Source organism: Allobosea thiooxidans (assembly GCF_900168195.1).
GTDB classification, from domain to species: domain Bacteria; phylum Pseudomonadota; class Alphaproteobacteria; order Rhizobiales; family Beijerinckiaceae; genus Allobosea; species Allobosea thiooxidans.
Genome location: NZ_FUYX01000004.1, coordinates 155,664 through 170,022 on the forward strand (window position 1 = coordinate 155,664; position 14,359 = coordinate 170,022).

15 protein-coding genes are annotated in these 14,359 nt (G+C 69.1%); 5 read left to right on the plus strand and 10 right to left on the minus strand.

What is annotated here, in order from left to right; genetic code table 11:
• Positions 1 to 3: 3 nt before the first annotated feature.
• Both mobA and B5Y19_RS08965 read right to left on the minus strand, forming a co-directional pair.
• Positions 4 to 618: a molybdenum cofactor guanylyltransferase MobA gene (gene mobA, locus B5Y19_RS08960; RefSeq protein ID WP_055730886.1), complete on the minus strand. Its 615-nt coding sequence runs from the start codon at positions 616 to 618 to the stop codon at positions 4 to 6.
• Between the two features lie 31 nt (positions 619 to 649).
• The gene (locus B5Y19_RS08965; RefSeq protein WP_055730885.1) at positions 650 to 1,165 is read right to left on the minus strand and encodes a DUF2478 domain-containing protein; all 516 of its coding nucleotides are present in this window, start codon (positions 1,163 to 1,165) and stop codon (positions 650 to 652) included.
• Positions 1,166 to 1,389: 224 nt separating this feature from the next.
• On the opposite strand from B5Y19_RS08965, the gene B5Y19_RS08970 reads away from it, so the two are divergent.
• Positions 1,390 to 2,652 carry a hypothetical protein gene (locus tag B5Y19_RS08970; protein ID WP_055730884.1) on the plus strand — a complete coding sequence of 421 codons (1,263 nt, stop codon included), beginning with the start codon at positions 1,390 to 1,392 and terminating at the stop codon, positions 2,650 to 2,652.
• A gap of 30 nt (positions 2,653 to 2,682) precedes the next feature.
• Here the strand turns inward: B5Y19_RS08970 and argE are convergent, their stop codons facing one another.
• The gene (gene argE / locus B5Y19_RS08975) at positions 2,683 to 3,834 is read right to left on the minus strand and encodes an acetylornithine deacetylase (RefSeq protein ID WP_079591361.1); all 1,152 of its coding nucleotides are present in this window, start codon (positions 3,832 to 3,834) and stop codon (positions 2,683 to 2,685) included.
• A 246-nt stretch (positions 3,835 to 4,080) separates the two neighbouring features.
• On the opposite strand from argE, the gene B5Y19_RS08985 reads away from it, so the two are divergent.
• Both B5Y19_RS08985 and B5Y19_RS08990 read left to right on the plus strand, forming a co-directional pair.
• Positions 4,081 to 5,049 (plus strand): threonine ammonia-lyase, encoded by a 969-nt coding sequence (locus tag B5Y19_RS08985; protein ID WP_055730881.1) that lies wholly within the window; start codon positions 4,081 to 4,083, stop codon positions 5,047 to 5,049.
• A gap of 32 nt (positions 5,050 to 5,081) precedes the next feature.
• Positions 5,082 to 5,603: a GNAT family N-acetyltransferase gene (locus B5Y19_RS08990; protein WP_079591362.1), complete on the plus strand. Its 522-nt coding sequence runs from the start codon at positions 5,082 to 5,084 to the stop codon at positions 5,601 to 5,603.
• An 18-nt stretch (positions 5,604 to 5,621) separates the two neighbouring features.
• Here B5Y19_RS08990 and B5Y19_RS08995 read toward each other — a convergent pair whose 3' ends face one another.
• A complete protein-coding gene (locus B5Y19_RS08995) occupies positions 5,622 to 5,942 on the minus strand; it encodes a DUF882 domain-containing protein (protein WP_176168594.1) in 321 nt (106 codons plus the stop codon).
• A gap of 445 nt (positions 5,943 to 6,387) precedes the next feature.
• Here B5Y19_RS08995 and B5Y19_RS09000 point away from each other — a divergent pair, with 445 nt between their 5' ends.
• Positions 6,388 to 7,560, plus strand: a complete 1,173-nt coding sequence (locus B5Y19_RS09000) for a M20 aminoacylase family protein (RefSeq protein ID WP_055730878.1) — start codon at positions 6,388 to 6,390, stop codon at positions 7,558 to 7,560.
• 16 nt (positions 7,561 to 7,576) lie between these two features.
• On the plus strand, positions 7,577 to 8,683 hold the full coding sequence (locus B5Y19_RS09005; protein ID WP_079591363.1) for an NAD(P)/FAD-dependent oxidoreductase: 1,107 nt from the start codon (positions 7,577 to 7,579) through the stop codon (positions 8,681 to 8,683).
• A gap of 116 nt (positions 8,684 to 8,799) precedes the next feature.
• Here the strand turns inward: B5Y19_RS09005 and eda are convergent, their stop codons facing one another.
• The 6 genes from eda to nikC form a co-directional block, all read right to left on the minus strand.
• Positions 8,800 to 9,444 carry a bifunctional 4-hydroxy-2-oxoglutarate aldolase/2-dehydro-3-deoxy-phosphogluconate aldolase gene (eda, locus tag B5Y19_RS09010; protein ID WP_055730876.1) on the minus strand — a complete coding sequence of 215 codons (645 nt, stop codon included), beginning with the start codon at positions 9,442 to 9,444 and terminating at the stop codon, positions 8,800 to 8,802.
• A gap of 39 nt (positions 9,445 to 9,483) precedes the next feature.
• Entirely contained in the window at positions 9,484 to 10,170 is a 687-nt protein-coding gene (locus B5Y19_RS09015; protein ID WP_055730875.1) for a 6-phosphogluconolactonase, read from the minus strand.
• On the minus strand, positions 10,170 to 11,672 hold the full coding sequence (gene zwf, locus B5Y19_RS09020) for a glucose-6-phosphate dehydrogenase (RefSeq protein WP_055730874.1): 1,503 nt from the start codon (positions 11,670 to 11,672) through the stop codon (positions 10,170 to 10,172). The genes B5Y19_RS09015 and zwf overlap by 1 nt, the downstream gene beginning before the upstream one ends.
• A 167-nt stretch (positions 11,673 to 11,839) precedes the next feature.
• Entirely contained in the window at positions 11,840 to 12,592 is a 753-nt protein-coding gene (locus B5Y19_RS09025; RefSeq protein WP_055730873.1) for an ABC transporter ATP-binding protein, read from the minus strand.
• A complete protein-coding gene (locus B5Y19_RS09030) occupies positions 12,589 to 13,446 on the minus strand; it encodes an ABC transporter ATP-binding protein (RefSeq protein ID WP_055730872.1) in 858 nt (285 codons plus the stop codon). The genes B5Y19_RS09025 and B5Y19_RS09030 overlap by 4 nt, the downstream gene beginning before the upstream one ends.
• A 4-nt stretch (positions 13,447 to 13,450) precedes the next feature.
• Positions 13,451 to 14,356 (minus strand): nickel transporter permease, encoded by a 906-nt coding sequence (nikC, locus tag B5Y19_RS09035; protein WP_079591364.1) that lies wholly within the window; start codon positions 14,354 to 14,356, stop codon positions 13,451 to 13,453.
• Positions 14,357 to 14,359 lie beyond the last annotated feature (3 nt).

The following is a 14,359-nucleotide window of genomic DNA, read 5'->3' on the forward strand; positions in this document are numbered from 1 at the left end:
CGGCTAGCTCGCCAACTCCGCGAGGCGCTCCGCCTCGCGGAGATCTTCCGGCGTGTTGACGTTGAAGAAGGGGTCGAGCGGTTCGACGGCCCATTCGGCGACGGCCACGCCATGCGCCTGCGTCCAGCGGCCGAGCTTGCGCTCGCCAGCCGCGAGAGTCCGCCGCAGATCCTCCCGCAGGGAAACCGGCCAGAGACCGATGGCATGGTGCGCCTGCCCGGCCGAGGCAGCACAGGCCAGGGGCAAGCCCGCCGCCGCCCGCGCCTCGTGCAGGCGCGGGGCGAGATCGCGCGGAATGAAAGGAGTATCGGCGGCGACGCTCAGCAGCCAGGCCGTGTCCGGCCGATGCTCGGCGAGCCAGTCGACCCCCGCCAGGATCCCGGCGAGAGGCCCGGCGAAACCCGGCACCGTGTCGGCGACGACCGGCAAGCCGAAGGCCGCGAAACGGGTGGGATCGCCATTCGCACTGAGGAGCAGGTCGTCGCACTGCCCCCGCATTCGGTCGACGACATGGGCGAGGATGGGCCTGCCCGCGAGCAGCCTGAGCGATTTGTCGCCGCCGCCCATGCGCCGGGCGAGCCCGCCGGCGAGAACGAGGCCGCAGGTCGTGGTCGTCATCGGTAGCGCTCCAACCGGCGCGGAGCAGGGATCAGGCCGGGACCCCGGCGACATCCAGCACCCAGCGCTCGACGATCTCGCCGTCGGCCTCGAGCTCGATCCAGCCATCTCCGACGAAATCGCGCCAGGCCGACAGGAAATCCCGGCGCACCGCGATCAGCAAGGGCAGCCCCGCCATCACCGCCTCGGCGATCTCCTGGCGCAGCCCCTCGCCCAGGGCTTCCTGCTTGCCGAACTTGTTGACCATGACGATGTCGGCCCGCTCGGCCAGCGCCCCGGCGAAGGCAGCCGATGCCGCCGCGAGCCCGGCCGCGTCGAGATGGCAGCCCGCGGCGCCGGCGCCGAGATCCTGGCTGATCGGGAAGCGCCTGCCGCTGCCGAGGTCCTCCAGGGACATCACCATGCAGCGATCGTCGCAGGCCGCGTCATTATGCTGGACCACGCCGCCCAGCCGCAGGCCCCGCCGCTTCAGCCGCGCCGCCACGTCCTGCATGAGGTCATCGATCGGAAAACCGCCCGCATAGGGAATGGCCGCCAGCATGGTCATGGCCCAAGTCTTCTCACGAAGCGCGCCGCTCGGCCAGAGGTCATCGCGCGGTGTCGGCCGAAGCGCGGCGAAAGACGCCGCCCATGCAAGGCCGAACGGCGGCGGAAAGATGTCTGCGCAGTGTTGCGCCGCACCTACAGCCGCCCGCGATCACGCTCGCTAGGGTGGCATCGGCCTGCCCTGGGCAACCAGGCGGGCCGGGAGCCGCCACGCCGCCGGAACGCATGATCCGAAACAACGCTCAAGCCCCGCTCGATCCCGCGACCGACGCCGCGCTGCTGCTGCGACGCATCGGCTTCGGCACGCTCGCACTCGTCCTGCCTCTGGCGGCCCTGGTGTCGCGCCGCGCCGCCGTGGTGCTGGTTCCGATCGGCATCGCCCTGCTGATCATCGCCACACTGGTCGAGGATCCGCGCCGCTTCACCGCGATGCTGCGCGAGGCGGTCTTCAGCCGGCCGGGCCTCATCCTGCTCGGCCTCGTCGCCTGGGCGCTGCTCTCGCTGGTCTGGAGTCCCTTCCCCGCAGCGGCTGCCGAGAAGGCGGGCAACCTGCTGCTCGCCGTCCTGCTCGGCTTCGCCGGGCTTTCCGCCCTGCCGGAGCGGATGCGCTCCTCCAACCTGAACCTCTCGCCGCTCGGCACCGGCAGCGCCGGCATCTTCGCGCTCGGACTGATCATCGTCGCCGCCCTGCGGAGCGCCGAAACGCCGCCCGGGGCCGTCGAGCGCGGCGTCTCGATCATCCTGATCACGGCCTGGCCGGCGCTTGCCTGGCTGCTGTCGCGCGAAAGGGGCCTGAGCGCTCTCGGCCTCGCCCTGGTCGTGGCGCTGCTGGCCCTGACCCGCTTCGAGGACGGCGAGACCATCGCGATGATCTGCGGCACCGTTGCCTTCGGCGCCGTCACCGCCAGCCGGGAACGCGCCGCGCAGGTGATCGCGACGATCATCGCCGGCCTGATGCTGTTTGCGCCGATCCTGCCCTTCCTGCTCGCACCGCTCGTCGCCGCGCTGCCGGACGGCGCCAGCGACTTCGCGCAGATGCTCTCGATCTGGGCCGACGTGATCCGCCAATCCCCGATCGAGCTGATCACCGGCCACGGGCTCGACACCGTGGTGCGCAGCCAGATGAGCGGCATCCTACCCCAGCCCGCGCCGGCCACGCTGCTGTTCGAAACCTGGTACGAGCTCGGGCTCGTCGGCGCGGCCGCAGCCGCCGCCTGCCTGTATTTCGCGATCCGCGCCGCCGGCAGGATGCCGGGGGCACTGGCGGCCGGCGGCGTCGCTGCCTTCACCACGGCCTTCGCGCTCAGCGTCTTCGGCTTTGCGCCGCTGCTGCCGTGGTGGCTGATGACGCTGACCGCCGTCGTGCTGCTGTTCGGCGCCATCGCCCGCGGCCAGTACCGCACCGACCGGCCGGCCGTGCCGCTGCCCACGCGCACTGCGGCAAATACCGTCCGCCCGAAAGCGGGGGAGCCGCCGCCCCCCCGCTAGGCTCCGTCCCGGACGGCACGCCCCCGAGGCTCAGCGCGCCAGTTCGGCGATGAGCTTGCGGATGAAGGCGGTTCCGGCTTCGAGCTGCGCGACAGCGATGAACTCGTCCGGCTGATGCGCCTGGGCGATGTCCCCCGGCCCGCAGATCACGGTGGACCAGCCGGCGCGCTGGAACAGGCCGCCCTCGGTTCCATAGGCGACGACATGGCTGCCATTGTCGCCCGTCAGCCGGCGGCAGAGCGCCTCGGCGGCGCCGTTCTCCTCCGGCCCCATCGCCGGCGTGTTCGAGGTGATCTCGAAATCGATTCCGCTCGCCGGCGCGATCGCCTTCATCCGAGCTTCGAGCTCGGCGATCCGGGCGCGGTAGCGGGCGGCGTAGTCCTCATGGCTGTCGCCCGGGACGCAGCGCACCTCATGATTGAAGGCGCAGTGCTCGGCGGTGATGTTGACCGCGGTCCCGCCGCGGATCTCGCCGACATGCAGCGTGCTGTAGGGCGGCTCGAAGCCACCGGCAGAGGCGGCGCGCGCCTTGTTCGCGGCCATCGTCTCATTATGCCAATGGACCAGTTCACCGGCGACCATCACCGCCGGAACGCCGATGTCGACGCGACTCGAATGCACGGCATGGCCGCGTACGGCCGTGCGCATCCGCATGGCGCCCTTGTGGCCGGTGACGACCTGCATCATCGAGGGCTCGCCGACGATCACGGCCGCCGGCTTCAGGCCGTCGCGCTGCATCGCCTTGATCATCACGCGCGCGCCGCGGCAGCCGACTTCCTCGTCATAGGACAGCGCGAGATGGATCGGCCGCTTCAGCGGCGCGGCCAGCATCTCCGGCACCAGCGCCAGGCCGATCGCGTCGAAACCCTTCATGTCGCAGGCGCCGCGCCCATAGAGCTTGCCGTCCCGCTCGGTCAGGGTCCAGGGATCGGAGCTCCAGTTCTGGCCCTCGACCGGAACCACGTCGGTATGGCCCGACAACACGACGCCGCCATCCAGCTTCGGGCCGATCGTCGCGTAGAGATTGGCCTTCTGGCCGTCCGGGCTCGGCGCCAGCCGGCTTTCGACGCCGAGCGAAGCCAGATAGTCCCGGCAGAAATGGATGAGGTCGAGATTGCCGCGCTGGGATTCCGTGTTGAACGAAACCAGCTTCGCCAGCATCTCCTTCGGCGTCATCGTCATGGCATCCTCTCGTGCAGTTCCGCCCGCCCCGGGCAGAATCCGTGCCGGCAAGGCTAGAACACGCGCTGCTCGGATTGCACTGCAATCTGGTCGGGCCGGGCGTTCCCTCTCCGTATCCCGGGGAGACGGATCCGATCGCCGGGGGCAAGGGCCCGGCCGTTCCCCCGCCCGCTTGACGGGCCCGAACCGGACGCGCTCTGCTGCGTTTCCTCCGGCCGGACGAGGACGGAGAAGACCGGAGCCACCATGTCATTCGACGTCACCCTGTCCGACATCCAGGCCGCCGCGGCGCGGATCGCCGGCCATGTCCGCCGAACGCCGACCTATCACAGCGCCGGGCTGTCGGAGCGGCTCGGGGTCGAAACCTGGGTGAAGCTGGAGAGCCTGCAGCTCGGTGGCTCGTTCAAGGTGCGCGGCTGCTTCAACAAGCTGGCGGGACTGACCGAGGCGGAGCTCGCGCGCGGCGTGGTCACGGTCTCGGGCGGCAACCATGCCATCGCCGTCTCGCTGGTCTCCCGGGCGATGGGCGCGCGTGCCCTCGTCCTGATGCCCAGGGCGACGCCGGCGCTCAATATCAGGCTGACGGAGGAAGCCGGCGGCACGGTCGAGCTCTGCGAGGATTCGATCGCCGCCTTCGCCAGGGCGGATGAGCATGCGGTCCGCGGCATGGTCCATGTCCATTCCTATGACGACCCGGCGATCATCGCCGGCCATGGCACGCTCGGGCTCGAGATCGCGGCCGATGCCGGCGGGCGGCTCGACCATGTCTTCGTCTCGATCGGCGGCGGCGGCTTCTCGGCCGGCGTCGGCGCGGCGCTGAAGGGGCTCGACCCGGCGGTGCGCCTGCACGGCGTCGAAACCGAGGGCGCGACCACGATGACGCAGGCGCTCGCGGCCGGCGCGCAGGTGCCGATCCGCGCGACCTCGATCGCGCGCACGCTCGGCGCCCCTTTCGCCACGCAGCGGACGATGGCGGCGGCCCGGCAGTTCCTCGAGGAGATCGCCGTGGTGCCGGATGCGGATGCGGTGCGGGAGCTGGTCTGGGTGCTGCAGAACGAGCGCGTGCTGGTCGAGCCCGCCGCGGCCTGCGTGGTCGCAGCAGCCCAGGCGCGGAAGCAGGTCTTCCGGCCCGGCGAGCGCATCTGCCTCGTGCTCTGCGGATCGAATGTCGCGCTGGAGGACCTGGCGCGCTGGCGCCGCGAATTCGCGATCTAGCCGTGGCGGCGACGCCGCTCTAGAAGCCGCGCATGAGCCAGCACACCGTTCCGACACTCCAGACGCAGCGCCTCAACCTGCGGCCGATGGCCGAGGCGGATTTCCCGGCCTATGCCGCGTTCCTGGCATCGCCGCGCGCAGCAGGGCTGGGCGGGCCGTTGTCACAGCGGCAGGCCTGGGGGTTGTTCTGCCACGACATCGCCTGCTGGCCCCTGTTCGGACATGGCGGGCTGATGATCGACCGGCGCGCCGACGGCACCTGCGTCGGCCAGGTCGGCATCAGCCACGGCCCACTCTTCCCGGAGAAGGAGCTGGGCTGGCTGCTCTATGAGGGCCATGAAGGACATGGCTACGCCACCGAGGCAGCCATCGCCTTGCGCGACTGGGCCGCACGGGCGCTCGGGGTTTCCGAGCTCGTCAGCTACATCGCGCCGAACAACGCGGCCTCGGCCGCCGTGGCCGAGCGGCTGGGAGCCGTGCGCGATCTCCTGGCCGACAGACCCGATCCGAACGATCTGGTCTATCGCCACAGGCTCACGACCACGCCGCGCTGAGGGGCGCGTCAGGCTTCCTCAGTTGCTGTTGCGGGCAACGCGCGCATAGCGGCTGCGCTTGGAGGCGGCTGCGGCATAGCGGCTGCGCTTGTGGCCGTACCAGGAAATCTCGCGCTCGCCGACATCGGCATGGAGCAGGCCGTTCGAATAGCTGCCGACACCGCCGACGCTCGCGAGGGAACGAGCTACGGCCGCGGCCTTGCGCGGCGAGGTCGCCAGCGGCCGGAAGTCGATCGCCTTGCCGCTATAGTGCTGCGAGTGCCGCGCATGGCGGCCGCCACAGGTCGAGGTGACCTGGATCGGGCCGATCTTGGCGACGAGCTCGGAGATCATCGCCACCGTTTCGGGCTTCAGGCAATGCAGGCCCTTGACCTGCGGTTGGAAGGAAATTTTTTGGGAGGGAGTGTCTGCAAAAGCGGCCACAGGCAAGAAACCAAACACCAACGCAAGCAACGACGAGCGACGCATCATCTACCGGATCTGAGAGAGGAGAACGAGAAGGATCAGACCAGAGTTTCTCGATGGCCTGAGCGGAATGCCGTCCCGCTATTGGTCAAGGAAGGCCAAATCATGGCTGCATCCTTTCCAATCTATTTCACAATCGTAACCCAGATCATTCTGGCCCCCGAATTGAACCACCCTGATCTTCCTGAGAGCCGCCGTCATTCCGCCAAAGCCCGGCACCTGCGCGCTACCGGCTTGGACAGGCGGGGCGAGGCTGGGCTAGCGTGCCGGACGGCACCCGCTTTCTGCGCGGTCGCCCCATGCCATCTCAGAGGACACGATGCCCAAGACCGACATCATCGCGGCGCTCACCCCGGAAATCACCGCGATCCGCCGCGACATTCATCGCCACCCCGAGCTGATGTACGACGTGCACCGGACCGCGGGCCTCGTTGCCGAGAAGCTGAAGGAATGGGGCGTCGACGAAGTCGTCACCGGCATCGGCCAGACCGGCGTCGTCGGCATCATCAAGGGCAAGGGCCAGAATTCGGGCAAGGTCATCGGCATGCGCGCCGACATGGACGCGCTGCCGATCCATGAGGAGACCAATCTCGAGCACCGCTCGACCATCCCCGGCAAGATGCATGCCTGCGGCCATGACGGGCACACCGCCATGCTGCTCGGCGCAGCGAAGTACCTGACCCAGACCCGCGACTTCGACGGCACCGCCGTGCTGATCTTCCAGCCCGCCGAAGAGGGCGGCGCCGGCGCCAAGGCGATGATCGACGACGGGCTCATCTCCCGCTTCGGCATCCAGGAAGTCTACGGCATGCACAACAAGCCCGGCGTTCCGGTCGGCCGCTTCGAGATCGTGAAGGGGCCGGCGATGGCGGCCGCCGACCGCATCCACATCAAGATCGAAGGCAAGGGCGGGCACGCCGCCGCCCCGCACCACGTCAACGACCCGATCGTCGCCTCCTGCGCGCTGGTCAGCGCCCTGCAGACGGTCGCCTCCCGCAATGCCGACCCGCTCGATTCGATCGTCGTCTCGGTCACCGCGCTCAATGCCGGCGAGGCCTTCAACGTCATTCCGCAGACCGCCGAGATCAAGGGCTCGGTCCGCACGCTGACGCCGAAGACCCGCGAGCTCGCTCAGAAGCGCATCACCGAGATCGTCGAGGGCGTGATGAAGGCCTTCGGCATGAAGTACGACCTCGAATACCATCTCGGCTATCCGGTGACCTTCAACCATCACGGCCAGACCGACTTCGTCACCAGCGTGACCAAGGAGATCTTCGGCTCGGACGCGATCACCACCGACATCCCGCCGACCATGGGCTCCGAGGACTTCTCCTACATGCTGGAGGAGCGCCCGGGCGCCTTCATCAACATCGGCAACGGCGACTCGGCCGGTCTCCATCACCCGGCCTATGAGTTCAACGACGCGGTGATCCCGGTCGGCGTGAACTACTGGACGAGCCTGATCGAGATCTCGATGCCCCAGCGCGGCTGAGCGCGTCGAGACGGCGATGAGCGACATTGATTGTCTGGTGGTCGGGGCCGGCGTCGTCGGCCTCGCGGTGGCCCGCGAGCTCGCGCTCGCAGGTCGCGAGGTCGTCATCGCCGAGGCCGCGGAGGGCATCGGCACCCAGACTTCGGCGCGCAACTCCGAGGTCATCCATGCCGGGATCTACTACCCGCCCGGCTCGCTGAAGGCCCGCGTCTGCGTCGCGGGTCGTCAGCGGCTCTACCGTTACCTTGAAGAACGCGGCCTGCCGCACAAGGCCTGCGGCAAGCTGATCGTCGCCACCTCCGAAAGCCAGAAGCCGGCGCTGGAGACGATCATGGCCCGCGCCCAGGCTTCGGGCGTGGATTCGCTGCGCTGGCTCTCCGGCGCCGAGGCCAAGGCCATGGAGCCCGAGGTGCGGTGCGAGATCGCCCTGCTCTCGCCCGAGACCGGGGTGGTCGACAGCCATGCGCTGATGCTGTCCCTGCTCGGAGAATGCGAGGCGGCGGGCGGGTCGCTCGCACTCAACACGCCGATCACCGGCTGGCGGCGTGAGGCGGAAGGCTTCAGCGTCGATTTCGGCGGCGCCGACCCTGAGACCTATTCAGTGCGCACCGTGGTCAATTCTGCCGGCCATGGCGCGCCAAAGCTGCTCGGCCTGCTCGAAGGCTTCCCGGCCGCGTATGTGCCGGTGCAGCACTACGCCAAGGGCAACTATTTCGCCCTGACCGGCAAGCAGCCCTTCACGCATCTGGTCTATCCCGTGCCGGAGGCGGCGGGCTTGGGGATCCACGCCACGATCGACATGGGCGGGCGGGTCAAGTTCGGCCCGGACGTCGAATGGGTCGACCACGACCAGGATCTGGTCGTCGACCCGGCGCGGGCGGAAAAGTTCTACGCGGCGATCCGGACCTATTGGCCGGCGCTGCCGGGCGGCGCCCTCGTCGCCGACTATGCCGGCATCCGGCCGAAGCTGCACGGGCCGAGCGAGCCGATGCCGGATTTCCGCATCGACGGGCCGGAGGTCCACGGCGTAGCCGAACTGGTCAACCTGCTCGGCATCGAGAGCCCGGGGCTGACGAGTTCGCTCGCCATCGCGGAGATTGTGCGCGAGAAGCTCGCGGCGTAGGGCCGGAGGCGTCATGCCCGCCCTTGTGGCGAGCATCCACGCCCTGGACACGGCCTTCGACCAGCGAAGACGTGGATGGTCGGGACGAGCCCGACCATGACGTGCAGAGCCCTGTTTCAGCCTCTCAGCTTCGCAAACGCGTCCTTCGCCTCGCGGGCCAGCGTTTCGATCCGCTTCCAGTCGCCCGCGGCGATCGCATCGGCAGGCACCAGCCAGGAGCCGCCGACGCAGATCACCTGCGGCAGGGCGAGATAATCGCCGAGATTCTTCAGGCCGACGCCGCCGGTCGGGCAGAATGTCATCTGCGGGAACGGACCGGAGAGCGCCTTCAGCGCCGGCGGGCCGCCGGCCTGCTCGGCCGGGAAGAACTTGGCGGTGGTCCGCCCCGCGGCCACGGCGCGCATGCAGTCGGACGCCGTGGCAACGCCCGGAAGCCAGGGCAATCCCGCCTTGCGCAGCGCCTCGTCGACGCTCTCGCTGAAGCCGGGGCTGACAACGGCCTCGGCGCCCGCATCCCTGACCTGTGCCACCTGGGCCGGCGTCACCACCGTGCCGGCGACGGGCAGCGCCTTCGGCACCGACTTCGCGATGGCGGCGAGCGCCTCGAGCGCAGCCGGGCGGCGCAGCGTGACCTCGACGACATCGACGCCGCCGGCGACGAGCGCATGGGCGAGGTCGACGGCGCGCGAGGCATCCTCGATCACGACGACGGGGATCACGCCGCAGCGCTTCAACCGGGCAATCGCGGCAGTCTCGTCCATAGCCTCGTCTTTCAATCGATTTGAGCGGATGACCGGGCTTTACTCCTTCGCCCAGTAGACGTCGAGCCCCTGCTCGCGGCCGATCAGCCTGTCGACCGGCAGCGGCGCCTTGCGGCTGCCGGCCTCCTTCAGCACGGCCTCCTTCGCACCGCCCGCGACGAGCAGGCTCGCCCAGCCGGCTTCAAGCAGGCGTGCGGGCGAGAGCGACAGCCGCGGCGGCTGGCCCGGCGGGCGGGCGACGACGATGCCGCTGTCCGGGACCGCGTCGAACGTCGCCTCGGCGCCCGGAAAGAGCGAGGCGATATGCCCATCGGCGCCCATTCCGGAAACGAGCAGGTCGAGCGGCGGCAGCGCAGCGAGCCTGGTGCAGAGCAGGGCCGCCGCGGCCTCGATGTCGCTGCCATGGCCGTGGAAGGACAGGAAGCCGGCGCGCCCATCGGCGAGCGGCGCGAATTGCGCGCGGATCATGCGCTCGTTCGAGGCCGTGTCGTCGGCCGCAACGAAGCGCTCGTCGGTCGGCAGCAGCGTGACCTTGTCCCAGGCGAGATCATGCTGGCCGAGCACGGCGAGGAACCGTGCCGGGGTCGTGCCGCCGGGCACGGCGAGCAGCGCCCCGCCCCTGTCGGCGAGGAGCTCCTTCAGCCGCACGGCCACGGTCTCGGCCAGCGCCTCCGAGGCATCGGCGAGGCTGGCGAAACGATGCCAGGCGAGCGGGCCGGCCATCATCAGACCAGATCCGGATCGGCCCAGGAGCGGGCGTCGCGCTCGATCAGGCCGATCGCCTGCGACGGCCCCCAGGAGCCGGCGGCGTAACGATGCGGATGCGGCGTGTAGTCCTGCCAGCCGGCGATGATCGGGTCGACCCAGGCCCAGGCCTGCTCGACCTCGTCGCGATGCATGAACAGGGTCTGGTCGCCGCGGATGACGTCGGTCAGCAGGCGCTCATAGGCGTCGGGCGTACGCTCGTCGAAGGCGGTGGAGTAACGCAGGTCGAGCTGACGCGGCACGATCTTGAGCCGGCCGGAGCCCGGCACCTTCATCATCAGCTGAAGCTGCACGCCGTCGTTCGGCTGCAGGCGGATGAAGAGGCGGTTGGCGTCGAGCCGGTCGCAGGTGCCGTTGCCGAAGATCGAATGCGGCACCGGCTTGAAGGTGACGACGATCTCGGAATAGCGCTGCGCCATGCGCTTGCCGGTCCGCAGATAGATCGGGACGCCGGCCCAGCGCCAGCTATCCAGCTCGCAGCGAATGGCGACGAAGGTCTCGGTGTTGCTGCCGTGGCCGAGCTCCTCGGCATAGCCGCGCACGCGCTGGCCGTCGATCTGGCCGGGCCCGTACTGACCGCGCACGGTGTAGCGCTGGACGTCGGGGCCGACGATGGGCCGCAGCGCCTTCAGCACCTTGATCTTCTCGTCGCGCACGGCGCCGGCCTCGAGCATGTTCGGCGGCTCGATGGCGAAGAGGGTGAGCAGCTGCATGAGATGGTTCTGCACCATGTCGCGCATGTGCCCGGCCTTGTCGTAATAGCCGGCGCGCTGCTCCAGCCCCACCGTCTCGGCCACGGTGATCTGGACATGATCGATGTCGCGGCTCGACCAGGAGCGCTCGAACAGCGTGTTGGCGAAGCGCAGGACGAGCAGGTTCTGCACCGTCTCCTTGCCGAGATAATGGTCGATCCGGTACGTCCGGCTTTCCGGCAGGATGCGCGCCACGGCGTCGTTGATCTGCCGCGCCGAGGCGAGATCGCGGCCGAGCGGCTTCTCCAGGATGACGCGCGAGGTCGGCGTCAGGATATCGGCCCCGGCCAGGTTCTCGCAGATCGGGATGAAGAGGTCCGGCGGCGTCGAGAGGTAGAAGGAGCGGACGCGATCGCTGTCGCCGAGCGCGGTCTTGAGGGCCTTGTAGGTTTCGGGCTTGACCGCATCGAGCAGCACCATGGTCAGCCGACGCAGGAAGGGCTCGATCTGATCCTTCGGGATGCCGTCCTCATGCAGCCGCTGCGCGATCTGCTTCGGCAGCCCCTCGACATCCTCCTCCTTGCGCACGACGGCGAGGACGCGGCTCTCGCCGGGCAGGACGCCCTCGCGATTGCGCTGGGCCAGCGCCGGGAAGAGCTTGCGCAGGGCGAGATCGCCGCCGGCCCCGAAGATCACGAGGTCGAAGGGCGGGACCGGCGTCCGCTCGGGAATGGTCTCGGGCCGAAGCGCGTTGTCGACGATGGCGTCCATGGAACTGAAACTCCGTAAGGCGGTGCCGGTCGCTCGCGATCGGCGCGGGCCCTGCCCCGGCCGAAGCTCGACCGGACGCGAAGCGTCTAGCGCAAGGCTGCGACCACAGTGAGACGGTTTTGCCGCGCTGCAAAGAGGGGGCGGCGCACGACCGCTGCCCGCACCGTTCAGCCCGCGCGTCGGAAGCCCGCGCTCGCGGCCAGCAATTGCTGCGCATAGGCCGTCCGCGGCTGGCGCGCGGCGAGCGTCTCGACCGCCATCTCCTCGACGGCGCGGCCGAATTGCATGACGAGCAGCCGCTCGCACATATGCCCGACGACGGCGAGGTCGTGGCTAACGAGGATGTAGGTGAGCTTGCGCTCCTGCCTGAGCGCCGCAAGCAGGTTCAGCACCTCGGCCTGGATCGAGACGTCGAGCGCCGAGGTCGGCTCGTCGAGCAGCAGGATCGAGGGCTCAAGCACGAGGGCACGCGCAATGGCGACGCGCTGGCGCTGCCCGCCCGAGAGCTGATGCGGGTAGCGGAAGCGGAAGGAGGCCGGCAGACCGACATCGGAGAGCACCTTGCCGATGCGCGCCTCGGCATCGCGGATGCCGTGAATGGCCATCGGCTCGGCCAGCGTGTCGTCGACCGTCTTCTTGGGATGCAGCGAGCCGTAAGGGTCCTGGAAGACCATCTGGACATGGCGATGGAACGCCTTGTCCCGGACCTTCGGCTGCGCCGCGCCGTCGATTGCGATCGCGCCGCTCCAATCACGGTTGAGGCCGGAGAGCACGCGCAGCACGGTGGACTTGCCGGAACCGGACTCGCCGACAAGGCCGTAGCTCTCGCCCCGGCGGACTTCGAAGGACAGATCCTTCACGACATGGGAGTCGCCGAAGGAAACGTTGAGCTTGTCGACGGAGATTGCAGCGTTCGTCATGCCAGCCACGCCGGATCGCGGTTGAGGGTGGCGAGCTTGGCCTGCGGATGGTCGAGGTCCGGCAGGCAGCCGAGCAGGCCGAGCGTGTAGGGATGGCGCCGGTCGCGCGCGGAGATATCGGCGAGTTCGGCCGCCGGCAGCGTCTCCATCACCTTGCCGCCATACATGACGATGACGCGGTCGCAGAAGGACTGCACCAGATGCAGGTCGTGGCTGATGAAGATCAGCCCCATGCCGCGCTCGGTGACGAGATCGTCGAGGATCTTCAGGATCTGCAGCTGCACGGTGACGTCGAGCGCCGAGGTCGGCTCGTCAGCGATCAGGATCTCGGGCTCGGCGATCAGCATCATCGCGATCATGACGCGCTGGCCCATGCCGCCCGAAACCTCGTGCGGATAGAGTTCGTAGACGCGCGCCGGCTCGCGGATCTGCACCTGCTCCAGCATGGCGAGGCTGCGCTCGCGCGCCTCGCGGGCGCCGGCCCTGCGGTGGATGCGATAGGCCTCCGCGATCTGGCTGCCGACGGTCTGGACCGGGTTCAGCGAGAATTTCGGATCCTGCATCACCATGGAGATGTGGCGGCCGCGCAGCTTGCTCCGCTCCTTGTTGCCCATCGCCATCAGGTCCTGGCCGCGGAAGCGCATGCGGTCGGCCCCGACGACACCGGGATGCGGAATCAGGTCGAGGATGGCGCGGCCGGTCATCGACTTGCCGGAGCCGGATTCGCCGACGATGCCGAGGCGCTCGCGGCCGAGCGTGAAGGACAGGCCGCGCACGGCACGCACGATGCCGGTCGGCGTGTGGAAATCGACCTTGAGATTGTCGACCTCGAGAAGAGGCTGCTCGCTCGTCATCCGCTTACCTCGCATCCATGACGTCGCGGAGCCCGTCACCGAGCAGGTTGAAGCCGAGCGCGACGATGCAGATCGCGATGCCGGGGAAGGTCGCGACCCACCACTGGTCGAAGATCTGCTCGCGACCGGCCGAGATCATCGCGCCCCATTCCGGCATCGGCGGCTGCGCGCCGAGCCCGAGGAAGCCGAGGCCGGCGGCCGTCAGGATGATGCCGGCCATGTCGAAGGTGGTGCGCACGATCAGCGAGGGCAAGCACATCGGCACGACATGCTTCCAGATGATGCGGGCGCGGGAGGCGCCCTGCAGGCGCATCGCCTCGATGTAATCCTGGTTACGGATGACCATGGTCTCGGCGCGGGCGACGCGGGCATAGGGTGGCCAGGTCGTGATCGCGATGGCGATGATCGCGTTGACGATGCCCGGCCCCAGCGCCGCGACGAAAGCGAGCGCCAGGACGAGGCGCGGGAAGGCGAGGAAGACGTCGGTGATGCGCATCAGGAGCCGATCGACCCAGCCGCCGAAATAGCCGGAGACCGCGCCGATCAGCAGGCCGAAGGGGCCGACCGTGACCACGACCAGCAGCACGATCACCAACGTGATGCGTGTGCCGAAGACGATGCGGCTGAAGATATCGCGGCCGAGCGCATCGGTGCCGAACCAGTTGGTCGCCGAGGGTGGCAGGAGCCGCTTGTCGAGCGCCTGGGCGATCGGGTCGAAGGGCGCGATCAGCGGGGCGAAGGCAGCGACCAGCAGAAGCAGGACGACGATGCCGAGGCCTGCGACCGCCATCGGGTTGCGCCTGAAGGCAAGCCATTGCCGGTAGAGCTGGCCGAAGCGGGCCTGGCGGCGCGATTCCGGCGTATCACTGATCAACCAGGCATGAAGGCCGGTGGAGGAGGTGTCGCTCATGTC